Genomic DNA, 15,498 nt, shown 5'->3' with positions numbered 1-15,498 from the left:
TACTTAAATTCAGCTTATATAGAAATAAGGGGATTAGTAGAATGAGAGGATTAGAGAAAGCAGGTAAATTTGTAGGTGGGACCTTTTCCATCTGGGTGCTTTTGTTTGCATGTTTGGGATTTTTCTTTCCTACGGCGTTTACAGGGTTGAAAGGATACATACAGCTATTTCTGGGCATTGTCATGTTCGGGATGGGACTGACTTTATCTGCAGCTGACTTTCGTGAAGTATTCCGGCGTCCAGTGGATGTGGCTATAGGAGTGGTCGGGCATTATCTGATCATGCCATTTCTCGCTTTTGTATTGGCATTAGTATTACAGCTTCCACCGGATATTGCGGTGGGTGTTATTTTGGTCGGCTGTTGCCCGAGTGGAACTGCATCCAACGTAATGACGCTCTTATCCAAAGGCGACGTGGCGCTTGGCGTATCGATTGCCTCAGTGTCGACGCTGATTGCTCCACTGGCGACCCCGGCGATGATTAGTCTGCTTGCCGGACGCTGGATGAATATTGATGCAAAGTCGCTGATCATGGATATTCTCATCGTAGTTATTGTCCCGATCGTGTTGGGTGTAATCGTCAAGTCGCTATTTCGCAAACAGGCGGAAGCGAGTGTTAAGGCGCTGCCGCTCATTTCAACATTGGCAATTGTACTCATTGTGGCTATTGTGGTTGCAGGCAGCAAAGGCAAGATTTTGGAGACAGGCCCGATTATTTTTGCTGTGGTTATTTTGCATAACGGTATCGGCTTTCTGCTCGGATATTGGTTTGCCAAGCTGTTTGGCATGAATCTTTCCAAACGTAAGGCCGTTACGCTGGAAACGGGAATGCAGAATTCCGGGCTGGGCGCTGCGTTGGCAGCAGCTCATTTTAATCCGATTGCTGCTGTACCGAGTGCGATTTTTAGCGTGTGGCATAATATTTCCGGCTCGTTGCTGGCGACCTGGTTCTCCCGCCGAGAGGAGAAAGATAGCATAGCCGGAGGCAATTAAGCGACTGTCAATAGCTAATGACAAGTGGCTGAAATTCGGTTTTTTCGGACAGTTTAAGGGAGATCAGAAAGGATAGATTTGACTTTGTAGGGGCGGATCATTATACTGTGGTTATTATAACCACTGTATTTAAGTAAGCACGGTAGATAGGCTTTGTCATGGAAGAAAAATGATATCGAATTCGTATTCGCAATCGTTTCATGCTCAAAAGCCTTATATGATCTGTTCTGACTTAAACTGAAGGAGAGAGAACGAATGAATCCGAAATATAATCCTTTATTTGAAGCATTTACTCTGCCATCCGGTGTTACATTGAAGAACCGCATTACGATGGCCCCTATGACTAACTTTGCTTCCCACGAAAATGGCGAAGTCAGTGATGAGGAACTGGCATACTACCGTGAACGCTCCGGTGGTGTGGGCGCGGTTATTACCGCTTGTGTGTATGTAACTCCAGATGGTAAAGGATTTGTTAATGAGTTTGGTGCGGACAAGGATGAAATGATTCCTAGCCTACGCCGTCTGGCAGATACGATTCATCAGGAGGGCGCGAAAGCGATCCTGCAAATTTATCATGGTGGCCGTCTGTGTCCGCCGGATCAAATTCCAGACGGACAACCAATTAGTGCAAGCGCAGTAGCCGAGGAAAAAGAAGGCGCACCTGTGCCGCGTGAAATGACATCTGACGATATCCACCGCGTCATCCGTGCCTATGGCGAAGCAACTCGCCGCGCGATTGAAGCAGGCTATGATGGTGTGGAACTTCACGGAGCGAACGGCTACCTGGTGCAGCAGTTCTTTTCCCCACATTCCAACATTCGTACGGATGAATGGGGAGGAAGCCTTGAAAAACGCTTGACCTTTCCGCTGGCGATTGTTCACGAAGTGAAGAAAGTGATCGCAGAACATGCGAAGCGTCCGTTCATCTTCGGATACCGCTTGTCTCCTGAGGAAGGACACACGCCAGGCATCACGCTGGATGATACGATGGTGCTTGTAGACCGCCTGGCAGATGAAGGGCTGGATTACCTGCACATTTCCGTAAATCATTTCTTCGGCGGTTCGTTCCGTGACCGTAGTGACGAACGGTCACGTACGGTTCTCATCCATGAAAAGGTTGGGAACCGTGTGCCAGTCATGGGCGTTGGTTCACTGAATACACCGGATGAGGCGCTTGCAGCACTGGAGACAGGTGTACCGCTTGTTTCATTGGGACGTCCGTTGCTGATGGAGCCGCAATGGGTTCAGAAGGTGCAAAACGGCACAGAAGATACCATTCGCACGACATTATCCAAGCAAGCCCAGCAGGAGCTGGTCATTCCTGATTATTTGTGGGGTGCACTGACGACCATCCCTGGCTGGATGCCGGTTACGGACTAAATTTTGAATAATAATACCCTAGGCTGCGTTCATGCGCCTAGGGTATTTTCTTGTCTCATAACCGTGATTTACAATTATATAGGAATAACATAGAAAGAAGGTAATAATAATGTTTCATGAAACGAATGGTGTGATTTCGATGAGGTCCACCCATCTGGGGTTACAGATTCGATTGTTACAAGTAAGTGATGCTGAACGTTTATTGGAGATCAGACGTGAAAATTTTGATTTCTTCAAGCCGTACGAGCCAGAACGACCTGAATATTACTTTACCCTGGAAGAACAGGCGCGTCTGATTTCCAACGGCTTAGAAGCCGCACAAGCTGGACAGGGATATACGTTCGGACTTTTTTTGCCGGAAAATGACAAGCTAATCGGCAGAATGGAGCTGTCTGGTGTTGCCAGAGGTCCTTTCCAAAATGCCAATCTGGGCTACCTCGTAGATCCTGCATATCATGGACAAGGCTATGCAACCTCCGCAGTGAAGGATATTGTGCACTATGCCTTGAATGAGTTGGAATTACACCGTATTCAAGCTGGAGTCATGCCAAGAAATACGCCCTCCCATCGAGTGATGGAAAAGGCGGGATTTCGCCGCGAAGGGCTGGCTCTCAACTATTTGAAGATTAATGGTGTGTGGGAAGATCATGTGTTATATGCGATGACGGCTGAGGATTTGCAGAATGGCGCCTTCTGAATTCGCCAGGCGTGACACCCTCAAGCTTTTTGAACACTTTGCCAAAGTATTTCTCATCCTGATATCCGACCATACCGGCAATATGATGAAGCCGCAGCTTGTCATTCAGCAGTAACAGCTTTGCCTTGCCCATCCTGATCTGGCACAAATAATCGGACAGATTGACCCCGTACTCCTGCTTGAACTTACGAGAAATATATTCTCGGCTGAGGTAAAAGCGGCTCGCTATATCCTGTAGAGAAATGTCCTCGTCGTAGTGAGCATCCAGATAGCGGGCAATATCATGGATCGTCGGATTGTTTGGGCTATGGCTTGGTGTAAGTGCCTGACCAGCTGCCAACAATCGATTTTCGATTTGTTTTTTCCACAAAGGCAGGGAAAGCATGCCGCGATTGTCGACCGGCAAGGCAGGAATGGTGCTCGACTCATCCGTCAGTTCCTCGCCTTCGGTATCTCCAGGTCTGTCATTCAGCCAGCGAGCCAGCATCCAATCCAGCTCTTGATTCCAGCCGGCTAGCTGCTCTGCTGTAACCGAAGGCAGTACGGCTACGGCTTCCATCCAGCTGCTTACCGCCATAGATACGCGACTGGCATTACAGCTGAGCGCACTAAGCCGTAGTTCTTCTTCCATTTCAGACAACTGGGGAAGACGAACGGTCTGCCGGGCCGGAGAACTCTCGTGCATCCAGTTGGTGGCCTGTAGCACATCCCGTTTCCACAGTGCTTGCCGTGCTTCTTGGTAGGCTGTGGCTGCCCCCACGGGAAAGGTTCCGAAAGAACCAATCCCGATGTGCATGTAGCATCGCAGCGCCGTTCTAATCCCTGCGTGAATGTCCTGCAAGAGCACTGGCCAACGAGCCGGCTCCCCCCAATATAGCAGAATAATTTCGTCCGTACGCTCCAGATGACGGAATGCAACTCCGGTCTGAGAGGTACCCAGAAATTCGTTGCAGATGTTCATGAGGGAAAAGCCTAGAAGCGCGCGACGCGTTTTATATTTGTCGAGTATATCGGCATCCAGTTGAGTGGTACTCATCACTGCCGCATTACATACCTGAATAGCTGGCGGGAGACGCAGCTCCTCACGTAAAGGCGTGATGGAGAGCGATGTACCGGAAATGAGCTCGGTCAGGAGTTTATCAGCATAGTGCGGCCTCATCCGGTTGACCTCCATAGCCTGCATGGTCTGCCTGTTCCGGTCTTGCTCCGCTGTCCGCCAAGCTTGAGTAGCTTTACTGAGCGCCTCATTGATCTCTACCGGATCTACAGGCTTAAGAATATAGTCCATACCTCCCCGGCGAATGGCCTGCCGAACTAACTCAAAATCATCGTAGCCACTGACCACCACGACTCTGGTAGCTGGAGAATTCGCCTGAATCCACTCCATCAAGGCTACTCCATCTCTACCAGGCATTCGCATATCTGTGAGTACCACGGGCGGGGAAAGTGCGGTAATGACCTCAATCGCCTGATCGCCCGATTCAGCCTCAATCACCTCGGTCACACCGTAAGCTTCCCAATGTACAAGCATCCGAATGGCGTGACGTACATGCTTTTCATCATCCACTATCAGGACCTTCATTGACAGATCACTCTCCCTTAATATGATTTTCTGTATGGGGCTCGGTGCGAATTTCAAGTGTGAAACGAACGCCATGAGGCAGAATATTGTCTACACACAGGGTATTAGAACCATCCTCCGAGTGAAGTTGGATACGTAATAGAACATTACGAAGACCAATGGAGTTCTGCTCGCTAGTGTCTGATTCTTCGTGGGCTTTCAGCGGACGTTTCAGCATTTGCTGGAGCTGCTCCAACTCGGTTGGTGGAATCGACGCGCCGTTATTTTCCACTTCAATCCTCACAATGCCTTCCCGGATTCGGCAGGCTGTAATACGAATCTTACCAGGCCCCAGCCGGGGATCGGCACCGTGTTTAAAGTAGTTTTCCACCAACGGCTGGAGAATCATTTTAGGCACCCGATCATTCAGAACCTCATCATCCCACTGATAGGTGACCTCTAATTGCTCACCGAAGCGTTCTTTTTGCAAATCAAGATATTGTTTTACATGCTCAGCCTCTTCCTTGAGTGTTACAACTGTGTGATCCCGCATATTGTAGCGCAGCATTTTGGCAAGGGAAGAGAGCAGAGAATAGATTCGCGGCACCTCATGCTGTAGAGCCAGTGTTCCAATAGACTGTAGCGTATTATATAAAAAATGAGGATTAATCTGTGCCTGAAGCGCTTTCAATTGGTGTGTCTTGTTAGCCAGTTCCAGCTTGTATTCCCGCAAAATGAGGTTATTGATGGTATCCATCATCTGTCTGAAACGACGCGACAGCACTCCAATCTCATCGTTGCTCATGGCCCGGATGTCTACATCCAGCTGACCGGACTGAATCTGGTTTATGTAGCGAGTCAGCCGTTTAATAGGTTCCGTAATTTTTATTGAAATCCATAACGTGGCAACAATAACGAGCAGCAACGCTGCGCCTGTAATGACCGCATTGATCTGGGTCAGTTGGGTAGCCCGCAAATAAAGCGTCCGATGAGGGATTTTCTTGACGAGCGTCCAGCCTGACAGATTGGCATCCAGTTTGCCATATACGTGCAGTGCTGTATCATCTTCAATTACACCGTGCTCGTCTTCTTTAGAAATTCGCTTGAGTAGGCCAGATTCCTTCCAGTGTGTTCCAATGGATGATTCTTTTCCGCTATATATGATCGTTCCGTTCCGATCAATTAAAAATAGCTCCTCTGTATCTGCATCATACAACTGACGGCAAATACTGCGCAGCGGCTCCAGATCAACATCTATAGCCAGTACCCCAAGCGTTTCTGAAGACGGAATGTTCCGAATCGCCCGGTGGAGTGTAAATACCTGCCGCTTTGTATTCTGCTCAGCATAGGAAACTGCTGAAAAGCCGTACAAATGCTTTATGTGCGAGGGTTGCATGAACAGCCCAGAAGGGCCGTAATGAATAGAACCGGTGAAGGGCTCCAGCCGGAACTCCCGTAGAGGGACCGTGCTGGTAATCAGTGTAGATTGCCCAGCCTCAAACGAATGCAAGTACACCTGGTCAATGCCTGAGGAAGCATTCATCATGGTTTGCAGTGTGGTGTAAATCTCGGCAACGGCCCGGTAATCATCCGGAATTTTAGCCAGGTTGCGCAGAAAATGAGGGTCATTATAGACTCCGATCGATGCACGATTTAATCCCTGTAAATAGTTATCCAGATTCGTAATTCCCTGAAAAATAAGCCGTTCGTTTTCTTGGGTGGCCTGTTCCCGTAAGGATTGCTTGGTGAGGATGAAGGTCATGGTCATTGAAAGCAGCAACGGAAGAGTGACCGCAATGAGTAGAAACCAGATTAGACGAGAACGAATGCTATGAAATTTCATGCAGGTAGCTCCTTTCACAATTCAAGGCAAGCCAGAGGTCAATATTTTCCCCCCTAATGGTTCACGATCTTGCGTGTTCTCCAGAGCGCTTATTCGACATAATGAACATGTGAATCGCATATCCATACGGATTCAACGTCCACACTGCTTGCAAGGATGCCGTAGAGGAGCGTTCCAGACACCAAAGAGAACAAAGGGGGGATCGGTTTGAATCGCGCCAAGTCGTCGCAATGGCTCCAGCAATGGATTTTTGTAGGGCCATCGACGTTATTTTTCGTTATCATTATTGTAATCCCTTTCATGCTAGGAATGTACTATTCTTTTACAGAGTGGAATGGGGTAGCCAATCAGGCAAAGTGGGTCGGGCTGGATAATTTCAGTCACATTTTATTTAATGATGACAAATTCGGGACAGCTTTCTGGTTTACCGTCCGTTTTACGGTGATTGGAGTGGTAGCTGCCAATATTTTTGGTTTTCTGCTGGCGTATTTTCTAACCAAGCCGCTAAAAACAAAAAATGTGCTTCGAACTATTTTTTTCATGCCTAATGTGATCGGAGGTCTGTTGCTCGGTTTTATCTGGCAGTTTATTTTCGTCAAGGGATTTGCAGCGATCGGCGAGAGTACGGGGTTATCCTTCTTCAACCTGTCCTGGCTGGGAGATGAGATTACGGCCTTTTGGGGCATTGTGATCGTGTTTATCTGGCAAACAGCCGGATATTTAATGGTGATTTATATCTCTTCCCTTACCAATGTGCCCCGGGATATGCTGGAGGCAGCCGAGATTGATGGGGCGAGTCGGATGCAAATCTTGCGGTCGATTATACTGCCTTTGATCATGCCTGCCATTACGGTATGTCTCTTCCTGGCGATATCATGGTCGTTTAAAATGTTCGATCTCAACCTGTCATTGACGAAGGGTGGTCCCTTTGGTTCTACAGAGTCAGTGGCGCTCAATATATACAATGAAGCGTTTGTCAATAATCGTTATGGGTTGGGAACGGCTAAAGCACTCATTTTCTTTATCATTGTTGCTCTCGTTACGAGCCTTCAGGTACGTCTGACGAAAAGCCGGGAGGTGGAATCGTAAATGGAAACAAACAATCGCTATCGCGTTGGAACCTGGGCGACCGAGTTGGTGATGATCCTCGTCGCATTGTTATTCCTCGTCCCGTTTTACTTTTTGTTCGTGAATTCGGTCAAAAGCTTTGGTGACCTGCTTACTGATTCTGCGGCCTGGCCACAGACGTTTGTATGGAGCAACTATGCTAGAGCTTGGAGCATTACGCGCTTTCCTGAAGCGTTATGGAACTCATTCGTGGTTACGGTGGTCAGCAATCTGCTGCTCGTACTGATCAGCTCAATGGCTGCTTATCGAATGGTTCGGCATCCAACACGCTACAATCGGGTGCTGTTCAGCCTGTTCGTGGCTGCGATGGTCATTCCTTTCCAATCGGTGATGATTCCTTTGGTCAAGGTTGTAAGTACGCTGGATTTAATGAACAGTATTAGTGGTCTGGTAATCTGTTATCTGGGATTCGGGGCTCCTATGTCCATCTTTCTCTTTCACGGATTCGTCAAAGGTGTGCCTGTTGAGGTGGAAGAAGCAGCTACAGTGGACGGTTGCACGCCTTACGGGGTGTTTTTCCGGATTGTATATCCGTTGATGCTGCCCATGATGGTAACGGTTATTATTTTGAATACACTCTGGATCTGGAATGACTATCTACTGCCTTCTCTGGTACTGCAAAAGGCTGAATTGCGCACCATTCCGATTGCAACCTATGCCTTTTTCGGACAATACACGAAGCAGTGGGATTTGGCTTTGCCAGCTCTGGTGCTGGGTATTTTGCCGGTCATCGCGTTCTTTCTGGCCATGCAAAAATATATTATACAAGGTATCATGGCAGGCTCGGTTAAAGGTTGAGTGTTGATTATGGTGCTATGAAACCTAGAATAGAAAGGAACATCAAAATGAAAACGCATACTTTTAAGAAGAAAGCCCAAGCACTGATTTTGCTTTTTGCAGCTTTTGCTCTGGTTTTGGCGGGATGTAACAGCAGTGGGGGGCAAGATGCAAGCAATGAGGAAGTTAAGGAGAAAACCATTCACATTTTTCAGTTTAAAGTAGAGATTGCAGAAGCACTAAATCGCATGAAGGGGGAGTATGAAGCGACTCACCCGGGGATTAAGCTCGACATTCAGACCGTAGGTGGGGGTAGTGACTATGGGGCGGCGTTGAAGGCCAAGTTTGCCTCTGGCGAACAGCCGGATGTTTTTAACGTCGGCGGTTATCGTGAGCTGGATACGTGGCTGGAATATTTGGAGGACCTGTCCGACCAGCCTTGGGTTGGTGATGTGGTCGATGTCGCCAAAGAACCGATGACCAAGGAAGGCAAACTGTACGGTCAGCCGATGAATCTGGAAGGGTACGGCTTTATTTACAATAAGGATTTGTTCAAAAAGGCTGGAATCACCGAGCCTCCTAAAACACTATCCGAGCTGGAGGCTGCTGCGCAAAAGCTGCAAGCCGCAGGGATCACACCTTTTTCCAATGGATACCAGGAGTTTTGGGTGCTGGGTAATCATTTGCTGAACGTGGCATTTGCCAATCAGCCAGACCCCTCGGCCTTCGTCAAGGGACTGAATGATGGTACAGCCAAAATTCCAGGCAATGCTGTATTCGCCGAATGGATTAAGCTGCTCGATCTGACGCTCAAGTATGGCAATTCGAAGCCACTCACGACTGATTACAATACGCAGGTAACGAACTTTGCCACTGGCAAAGCTGCCATGATGCAGCAAGGGAACTGGACTCAGGTCCAAATTGACGGAATTAATCCGAAGCTGAATCTGGGTATCCTGCCTATGCCGATTGGTGAAGACGCAACAGCCGGAGATAAGCTGTTTGTAGGGGTTGCCAATAACTGGGTGGTTAATAAAAATTCGTCTGTCAAAGCTGAGGCCAAAGAGTTCTTAAACTGGATAGTGACATCCGAGCAGGGGAAAAAGTATATCACCAAGGAGTTTAAGTTCATTCCGGCGTTCAAGAGCATCAAAGGCGACGAGGCCGATATGGGTCAACTGGGTGCCGAAGTAGTGAAATATAGTCAGGAAAATAAACTGCTGGGCTGGTTCTTTAGCCGTTATCCTGAAGGAGCACAGCAAGAATTCGGAAGTCAGATGCAAGCCTATGTGGCAGGTAAATCGGATGCCGGGAAGCTGTTCGAGGATTTCCAGAGAACATGGGATAATTTAAAGACCAAATAATGAAATGAAATACGCAGTAGAGCCTTCGTATGTCAGGGAGATTGCATGATCCTGAGCATACGAAGGTTTTTTTGTGAACATAATTATAAATGATAATGAAGTAGAACAATATCCCCGCGGCGTTCGATTTCTTGGAGTTCAAAAGTACTTGGCAGCGTTCCTTCTGGGAATAAGGGTATTCCTTGTCCCAGTACTTTGGGAATGATCGCAATGATCGCCTTTTCCAGTAGCCCAGCCTGCATGAAGGCCTGAACTAACTGACCCCCACCTACTAACCATACCAAACCTTCCGATTGTTTTTGTAGACGCGGAACCAGTTCAGACAAAGCCTCGTCCGTAAATGTAACATGTGGTGCCTGCTGTTGCTCCGTCAATGACCGGGTGAGTACATAACACGGCTTTCCGGCATAAGGAAAATCATCCGAAAGCTTTAACACTTCCTCATACGTCAGCCTGCCCATCAGCACTGTACTTACAGTATCGTAAAAATCAGCGTATCCATTGTCCCCGCCATCTCCTTTGACATCATACAGCCAGTCCACCGACCCGTCAGGCAACGCAATATACCCGTCGAGACTCATGGCGATATACAGCACTACTTCATTTGATTTCAAATCCTTCATCGTTCATCACTCCTTTTTATCTCTATGTTACAATCTATTTATGACATACTTTGTCGTAGTTAAATGATCGTCTAAACTTTATTTTTGATTAGAGGAGTACCTTATGAACGAACGCAGAATTGCTCTTATGAGGATACTGGATTCCCGAAAAAAATATACGGCGCGTGAGTTGGCCGAACGCTTTGGCGTCTCCGTCAGAACGATACAAAGAGATCTCGATTATCTGCAGCAAACCGGGTTGCCCCTGTATACCGAGACGGGCCCTCATGGCGGATACCGGGCACTTCCCAATCGGCTTCTTCCTCCCCTTCATCTTGCGCGCGACGAGGCACTGGGTCTTTTTCTCATGCTGCAACTGCTGGAAGACATTCCGGATATCCCTTTTGGATCGGTTCGTGGACATTTGTCCGAGCATTATTATGCCGAGCTTCCCCAGGATGTACAGGACAGCATTGACCAATTAAAGGATTACATTTCTTTTCGTATGATACCTACTCACGCAGACTCACCCTACACCTCGCTCATTTTGGAGGCTGCACTAAACAAGCGCAGGGTGAACATGCACTACCGCTCCGCTTCCGGGGCAAAGTGGACCCAGGTATATCCGATTGGGCTTTATTTTGATCACGGATATTGGTATATGCCAGCGCATAACAAAGACCGCATCATTCTGTACCGTTCAGATCGGGTGATCACCATCACGATACTAGATGAAACCTTGGACAGCCTCCCCACCCTTCAAGCATGGTTGGCTTCAGAGGATTCCCGTGTAGGAATTCCGTCCAAAATAAAATTTACCGCATTGGGTGCTAGGTTGGCCGAATCAGATACCCTCTTCCACAATGTCTCCCATCAGGAAGGCCTGGGTCAGGAATGGCACGGACATATCCCCGTTGAAGAGTTTAGGTATGTATCCAGACTTTTGTTAAAGTATGGGCCAGAAGCCGAGGTCGTATATCCGCAAGAACTGCGTATGCTGGTCAGGAAATTGCTGCAAGACAGCCTGAATCCTTATCTGAAGGATGATGAAGAATAAGAGGCAGTGCTTATAGTTAATCACATGAATATTTAAGGTTATTAACGTATGACTTTCCATTTATTTTTGTGATAAAGTTTTGAAATGAGCCCGTTTTCGTATATGATGAAGAGTAATAATTCAAAAGGCTGGACGGGAGACAGATATGAATCAACCGCTTTATGGAATATGGCTCGGAGATGTGTTTTTTTGCTTTTCTGGTGAGACGTCGGAACCACGTATTGATGCGTGGAGCAGTGTAATCCGCAGGCTGACGCTAAAGGGAGACCTTCGGCCGTTTCGGCAGGCTGCGTTGCGTCTTGCCGAGGTGCGGATACCTAACAATGCTCGCGTGGAAACCGCAGGCAGAGGTGGCAAGAGACGTTCCATGCTGGGGCGTACGCTGGAGGGTCTGGCACTGGAACCCCGCGAGACGATGACTCTGCTGACTCGCATGGACGAGAAGGGCTGTGCGGCATCGGGCATTACGCTTGGCGAGGAAATGCAATATTGGCAAAAGGCTGCTTATTTTGCGCTGGAGCTGATGCAGCGGGGCGAAATCGTGCCATCACTTACAGAGGCGCGTCCATCTGGACCGCGACGGCGCGGCCCGGATGCGGCGGTAGGGGTGTGGATTCCTCGGCTTCGCGAAGAGGAGGACATCCGCCGCTTTCATGAGCTGGCAGCTGCGATGCCGGCTGTTTGTATGGCAGCTCCGGCCGTTTTTGCGGGCAAGGAGCCAGAAACACGTGAGGATGCAGCTGGAATGGTGCTGTATTCCTTCTTGTGTGCGGTCGTTCATGCAGAAACGACCGCGGTGCTGGCTGCGTCAGATCGTGAATTGGGACGATATCGGGCAGATTATCGGCGCGGAGGATCACCACTGGCGGAGCTGTGGTGGAACAGTCTGTTGACAGGTTCGCGTCAGGTTGCGATTCAGGGAACGCCTGCTGAGATGGAGGAGCTGGTGCTTCAGGCGTCCTCTCTTAAGGGAAGCACGATGCCTATAACGGAACGGGAAGCCAAGGAACCCGTTGAAGGGCAATTGCGTCTGTGCCTTCGTTTGGAGCCTTCTTTGGAAGAGAGTATCCAGGAATGGCGCATTACCTTTTGGGCAGAAAGCGATGCTGAGCCCGGATTACGACTGCCTGCTTTGGCATTGTGGGCATATCCGGAACGTGATCTGGTTCGCGGTGAAATTGTGTACCGTCAAGTACAGGCGCAACTGCTGACGAGGCTCGGACAGGCGGCTGAAGCGGCACCTATATTGCAGGAAGCATTAAACCGCCCTTATCCCGAGGGACTGACCCTGGAGCCGGAGATGTTCTTCCGCTTCCTGACGGAAGCCGTACCTTCTTTACAAAAGAATGGTATCACTGTGCAAATGCCTTCACGCTGGAGCCGGGAGGGGCGAAGACGTGCAGGCTTGCGGCTTAAAATGCGCTCGACAGAGCAGGGTGCCAAGCCAGATGGTGTGATCGCCGATACATCGTCGGTTGGCATTAACCGCATGATTTCGTTTGATGCCGAGGCTGTGCTGGGGGATACGACCTTGACGATGGAGGAATTGGCAAGCATCGTCGCGGCCAATTTGCCTTATGTACGTCTCGGAGGGGAATGGATTGAGGTAGATCCCAAGGAAATTCGTCAGGTGCTGCGTTTTATCAAGCGCGGAGAAAACGGTGAAATGAGCTTGTCTGAATGGATGCATTTGGCTGCGGAAAATGAAAGTGCAGGCGAGGCCTCGTGGAAGGGCTTGTCCATCTTTGGCGCGGAATCCGCCGGATTGCTTGCCTCGTTGGCTGAGGGCGGGGTACTCCGTTCCGTAGAGCCGCGGCCTGTGCCGGAGACGCTGCATGGTGCACTACGGCCGTATCAAGAGCGTGGCTTTCAATGGCTGGCTGCGATGCGCGGATTGGGCTTTGGTGTGTGTCTTGCCGACGACATGGGGCTGGGTAAAACGATTCAGGTTATTACCTGTTTGCTCGATGGTGGCATCGGCGCAGATGATCAGCGTCCGGCGTTAATTATCTGTCCGACGTCTTTGCTTGGCAACTGGCAGCGGGAATTGAAGCGTTTTTCACCGGATTTGTCGCTTTATATTCACCATGGCAACCAGCGACTCCACGGTGAGCTGTTTCAGGAAAATGTACGAGAGTATGATATCGTCCTCACTACCTATCATTTGGCGGGCCGGGACGGCAGCGATTTATCTGCGGTCTACTGGTCTTCCATTGTGTTGGATGAGGCGCAATATATAAAAAATGCACGCACTAAGCAGGCACAAAGCGTCATGAAGTTGTCCGCCCCGCATCGAATTGCCATGACGGGCACGCCGGTAGAGAATCGGCTAAGCGAGCTGTGGTCTATTTTTCAATTTCTGAATCCAGGGTACCTCGGTACGGCATCTTCATTCCGCCAGCGGTACAGTCTGGCAGGAGAGGAGCGGGGGTCCGTGTTGCGTGAGCTTCATCGTCTCGTCTCCCCGTTCATGCTGCGTCGGCTCAAAAGCGATCCGGATATTCGCAAGGATTTGCCAGAGAAGCTGGAGTTGAAGTCCTATTGTGTACTGACACCAGAGCAGGCCGGATTATACCGCGGTGTGGTGGATCAATTATTGGGAACATTGGATGGGCAGGTCGGTATGGCCCGCAAGGGGCTTGTTCTGTCATCGCTGACCAAGTTGAAGCAAATCTGTGACCATCCGGGTTTGATCATCCCAGGACGTGCTGACAGCAGTAAAACCGAAAACTCGGGTAAAATGGAGCGACTGCTGGAATTGGTAGAAACCATTCGCGAGAACGATGAATCGGCGCTGATTTTCACCCAATATGTGTCGATGGGAGAACTGCTGGTATCCCGTTTGGCCAAGATTTTGGGAGAAGAGCCATATTTCCTGCATGGAGGACTGGCGAAAACCAGACGGGACGAAATGGTTCACAACTTCCAGCAGGGAAAAGGGCCGAATATATTCGTACTTTCCTTGCGTGCAGGTGGCGTGGGTCTGAACCTGACGCGTGCCAGCCATGTCATTCACTATGATCGCTGGTGGAATCCTGCGGTGGAAAATCAGGCGACAGACCGAGTATTCCGTATTGGCCAAAGTCGCAATGTACAAGTGCACAAGCTGATTTGTCAGGGGACACTGGAGGAAAGAATCGACGAGCTGATCGAGAGCAAAAAGGCCCTTTCCGAGCAGGTTGTCGGCTCTGGAGAACATTGGCTCACCGAAATGTCTGATGATGAACTGCGTGGTCTGATTGCGTTGCAAAATGACGTATGGATCGAGTGAGCAGAGAAAGGATGAAGGCGATGACGAGATCGCAAGTGAAGCTGAAAGTAACTGACGGTCGATGGATCGTGGAATTAGACGGCAATGGGCCAGAAGGTAAATCGACGGGTGTACCTTTCGCACATCCCGTTCAATGGACTGGCCCAGTGCCTGTACTGAACCTGGAACAGCGAGGGGCATGGCTGGAGCAGTTAAAAGCGGAGCCTTTGGACATCTACCGTCTTCTGAAAGGGGAAGCTTGCCTGTCGCTGGATGAGATTGTTCAACTCGCAGCTGAGACCGCCATCTCCAGCAGAGAGAATGGGCTGGGTGCAGTCGAAGACGTGAAGAAAGCTCTTCAGGCCGGACTGGAAAACGAGCCACAACACTGTCCGGCGTTGATCGGAATGACGCAGGAAGAGCTGCTGGAATACGTGTTTAGTGCTTGGGCTGGAGAGTTATCCCATATGCAGAGAACATCCCCCGCGCTTGAGCCTACCTCACGCGCGGAGGGCGGACGCAGCGGAACGGCAGCGATTAGCGAGTGGATTGCAGAATCTGCAGCTGAAGGAGCGTTACATCGTCCCGGAGCAGGCTTTCATGCCATTGAAATCCGCCTACCGCAGAAACTTGCTTCCAAAAAGGAGACCGATATTACGTCCTTGCTGCCAGGGTTACCCCGTGCCGAAGAAGCATTGAAACTCATACGTGAACGGGTAGCCGAGCGAGCCCAGGCTGCAATCCCGCAAAAACGTCATAATCCGTAATAATTCGGGTATATGCTTTCTTTTTCGAGTCTGTTCACCCTCATTGGATAGGATAACGGCTTCGAAGAGTGCCCAAAGTT

Annotated in this window: 12 protein-coding genes; 9 read left to right on the top strand and 3 right to left on the bottom strand. The window is 49.4% G+C overall.

Annotated elements, in window-relative coordinates:
- Window positions 1–41: 41 nt before the first annotated feature.
- From ACXHJ2_RS20630 to ACXHJ2_RS20620, 3 genes are all read left to right on the top strand, one after another.
- On the top strand, window positions 42–992 hold the full coding sequence (locus ACXHJ2_RS20630; protein WP_040102248.1) for a bile acid:sodium symporter family protein: 951 nt from the start codon (window positions 42–44) through the stop codon (window positions 990–992).
- A 255-nt stretch (window positions 993–1,247) separates the two neighbouring features.
- Window positions 1,248–2,372, top strand: a complete 1,125-nt coding sequence (locus ACXHJ2_RS20625) for an NADH-dependent flavin oxidoreductase (protein ID WP_058710976.1) — start codon at window positions 1,248–1,250, stop codon at window positions 2,370–2,372.
- A gap of 109 nt (window positions 2,373–2,481) precedes the next feature.
- Complete coding sequence (locus ACXHJ2_RS20620) at window positions 2,482–3,069, top strand: GNAT family N-acetyltransferase (protein ID WP_165083502.1); 588 nt, start codon at window positions 2,482–2,484, stop codon at window positions 3,067–3,069.
- On the opposite strand, the gene ACXHJ2_RS20615 is transcribed toward ACXHJ2_RS20620, so the two are convergent.
- Window positions 2,999–4,651, bottom strand: coding sequence for a response regulator (locus ACXHJ2_RS20615; RefSeq protein WP_165083504.1), 1,653 nt, complete (start codon window positions 4,649–4,651; stop codon window positions 2,999–3,001). The genes ACXHJ2_RS20620 and ACXHJ2_RS20615 overlap by 71 nt on opposite strands.
- A 7-nt stretch (window positions 4,652–4,658) precedes the next feature.
- Window positions 4,659–6,473 carry a sensor histidine kinase gene (locus ACXHJ2_RS20610; RefSeq protein WP_165083506.1) on the bottom strand — a complete coding sequence of 605 codons (1,815 nt, stop codon included), beginning with the start codon at window positions 6,471–6,473 and terminating at the stop codon, window positions 4,659–4,661.
- A 207-nt stretch (window positions 6,474–6,680) separates the two neighbouring features.
- On the opposite strand from ACXHJ2_RS20610, the gene ACXHJ2_RS20605 reads away from it, so the two are divergent.
- The 3 genes from ACXHJ2_RS20605 to ACXHJ2_RS20595 are packed head-to-tail and all read left to right on the top strand — an operon-like array spanning window position 6,681 to window position 9,742.
- Window positions 6,681–7,562, top strand: a complete 882-nt coding sequence (locus ACXHJ2_RS20605; RefSeq protein WP_013369185.1) for a carbohydrate ABC transporter permease — start codon at window positions 6,681–6,683, stop codon at window positions 7,560–7,562.
- Window positions 7,563–8,399, top strand: a complete 837-nt coding sequence (locus ACXHJ2_RS20600; RefSeq protein WP_165083508.1) for a carbohydrate ABC transporter permease — start codon at window positions 7,563–7,565, stop codon at window positions 8,397–8,399.
- 47 nt (window positions 8,400–8,446) lie between these two features.
- On the top strand, window positions 8,447–9,742 hold the full coding sequence (locus tag ACXHJ2_RS20595) for an ABC transporter substrate-binding protein (RefSeq protein WP_165083510.1): 1,296 nt from the start codon (window positions 8,447–8,449) through the stop codon (window positions 9,740–9,742).
- An 83-nt stretch (window positions 9,743–9,825) separates the two neighbouring features.
- On the opposite strand, the gene ACXHJ2_RS20590 is transcribed toward ACXHJ2_RS20595, so the two are convergent.
- Window positions 9,826–10,365 carry a dihydrofolate reductase family protein gene (locus ACXHJ2_RS20590; RefSeq protein WP_040102242.1) on the bottom strand — a complete coding sequence of 180 codons (540 nt, stop codon included), beginning with the start codon at window positions 10,363–10,365 and terminating at the stop codon, window positions 9,826–9,828.
- 103 nt (window positions 10,366–10,468) lie between these two features.
- Here ACXHJ2_RS20590 and ACXHJ2_RS20585 point away from each other — a divergent pair, with 103 nt between their 5' ends.
- From ACXHJ2_RS20585 to ACXHJ2_RS20575, 3 genes are all read left to right on the top strand, one after another.
- A complete protein-coding gene (locus tag ACXHJ2_RS20585; RefSeq protein ID WP_165083512.1) occupies window positions 10,469–11,401 on the top strand; it encodes a helix-turn-helix transcriptional regulator in 933 nt (310 codons plus the stop codon).
- A 145-nt stretch (window positions 11,402–11,546) separates the two neighbouring features.
- Window positions 11,547–14,672: a DEAD/DEAH box helicase gene (locus ACXHJ2_RS20580; RefSeq protein ID WP_165083514.1), complete on the top strand. Its 3,126-nt coding sequence runs from the start codon at window positions 11,547–11,549 to the stop codon at window positions 14,670–14,672.
- 20 nt (window positions 14,673–14,692) lie between these two features.
- Window positions 14,693–15,418, top strand: a complete 726-nt coding sequence (locus ACXHJ2_RS20575; protein WP_165083516.1) for a phosphoribosylglycinamide synthetase — start codon at window positions 14,693–14,695, stop codon at window positions 15,416–15,418.
- Window positions 15,419–15,498: the final 80 nt, after the last annotated feature.

This window comes from Paenibacillus sp. ALE3, assembly GCF_054113405.1.
This window is presented reverse-complemented; position numbering and strand designations above follow the sequence as displayed.

What these genes read in the sequence shown, in the direction of transcription:
- ACXHJ2_RS20630 (WP_040102248.1), top strand. Translation starts at nt 42, where the DNA reads ATGAGAGGATTAGAGAAAGCAGGTAAATTTGTAGGTGGGACCTTTTCC.
- ACXHJ2_RS20625 (WP_058710976.1), top strand. Translation starts at nt 1,248, where the DNA reads ATGAATCCGAAATATAATCCTTTATTTGAAGCATTTACTCTGCCATCC.
- ACXHJ2_RS20620 (WP_165083502.1), top strand. Translation starts at nt 2,482, where the DNA reads ATGTTTCATGAAACGAATGGTGTGATTTCGATGAGGTCCACCCATCTG.
- ACXHJ2_RS20615 (WP_165083504.1), bottom strand. Translation starts at nt 4,651, where the DNA reads ATGAAGGTCCTGATAGTGGATGATGAAAAGCATGTACGTCACGCCATT.
- ACXHJ2_RS20610 (WP_165083506.1), bottom strand. Translation starts at nt 6,473, where the DNA reads ATGAAATTTCATAGCATTCGTTCTCGTCTAATCTGGTTTCTACTCATT.
- ACXHJ2_RS20600 (WP_165083508.1), top strand. Translation starts at nt 7,563, where the DNA reads ATGGAAACAAACAATCGCTATCGCGTTGGAACCTGGGCGACCGAGTTG.
- ACXHJ2_RS20595 (WP_165083510.1), top strand. Translation starts at nt 8,447, where the DNA reads ATGAAAACGCATACTTTTAAGAAGAAAGCCCAAGCACTGATTTTGCTT.
- ACXHJ2_RS20590 (WP_040102242.1), bottom strand. Translation starts at nt 10,365, where the DNA reads ATGAAGGATTTGAAATCAAATGAAGTAGTGCTGTATATCGCCATGAGT.
- ACXHJ2_RS20585 (WP_165083512.1), top strand. Translation starts at nt 10,469, where the DNA reads ATGAACGAACGCAGAATTGCTCTTATGAGGATACTGGATTCCCGAAAA.
- ACXHJ2_RS20580 (WP_165083514.1), top strand. Translation starts at nt 11,547, where the DNA reads ATGAATCAACCGCTTTATGGAATATGGCTCGGAGATGTGTTTTTTTGC.
- ACXHJ2_RS20575 (WP_165083516.1), top strand. Translation starts at nt 14,693, where the DNA reads ATGACGAGATCGCAAGTGAAGCTGAAAGTAACTGACGGTCGATGGATC.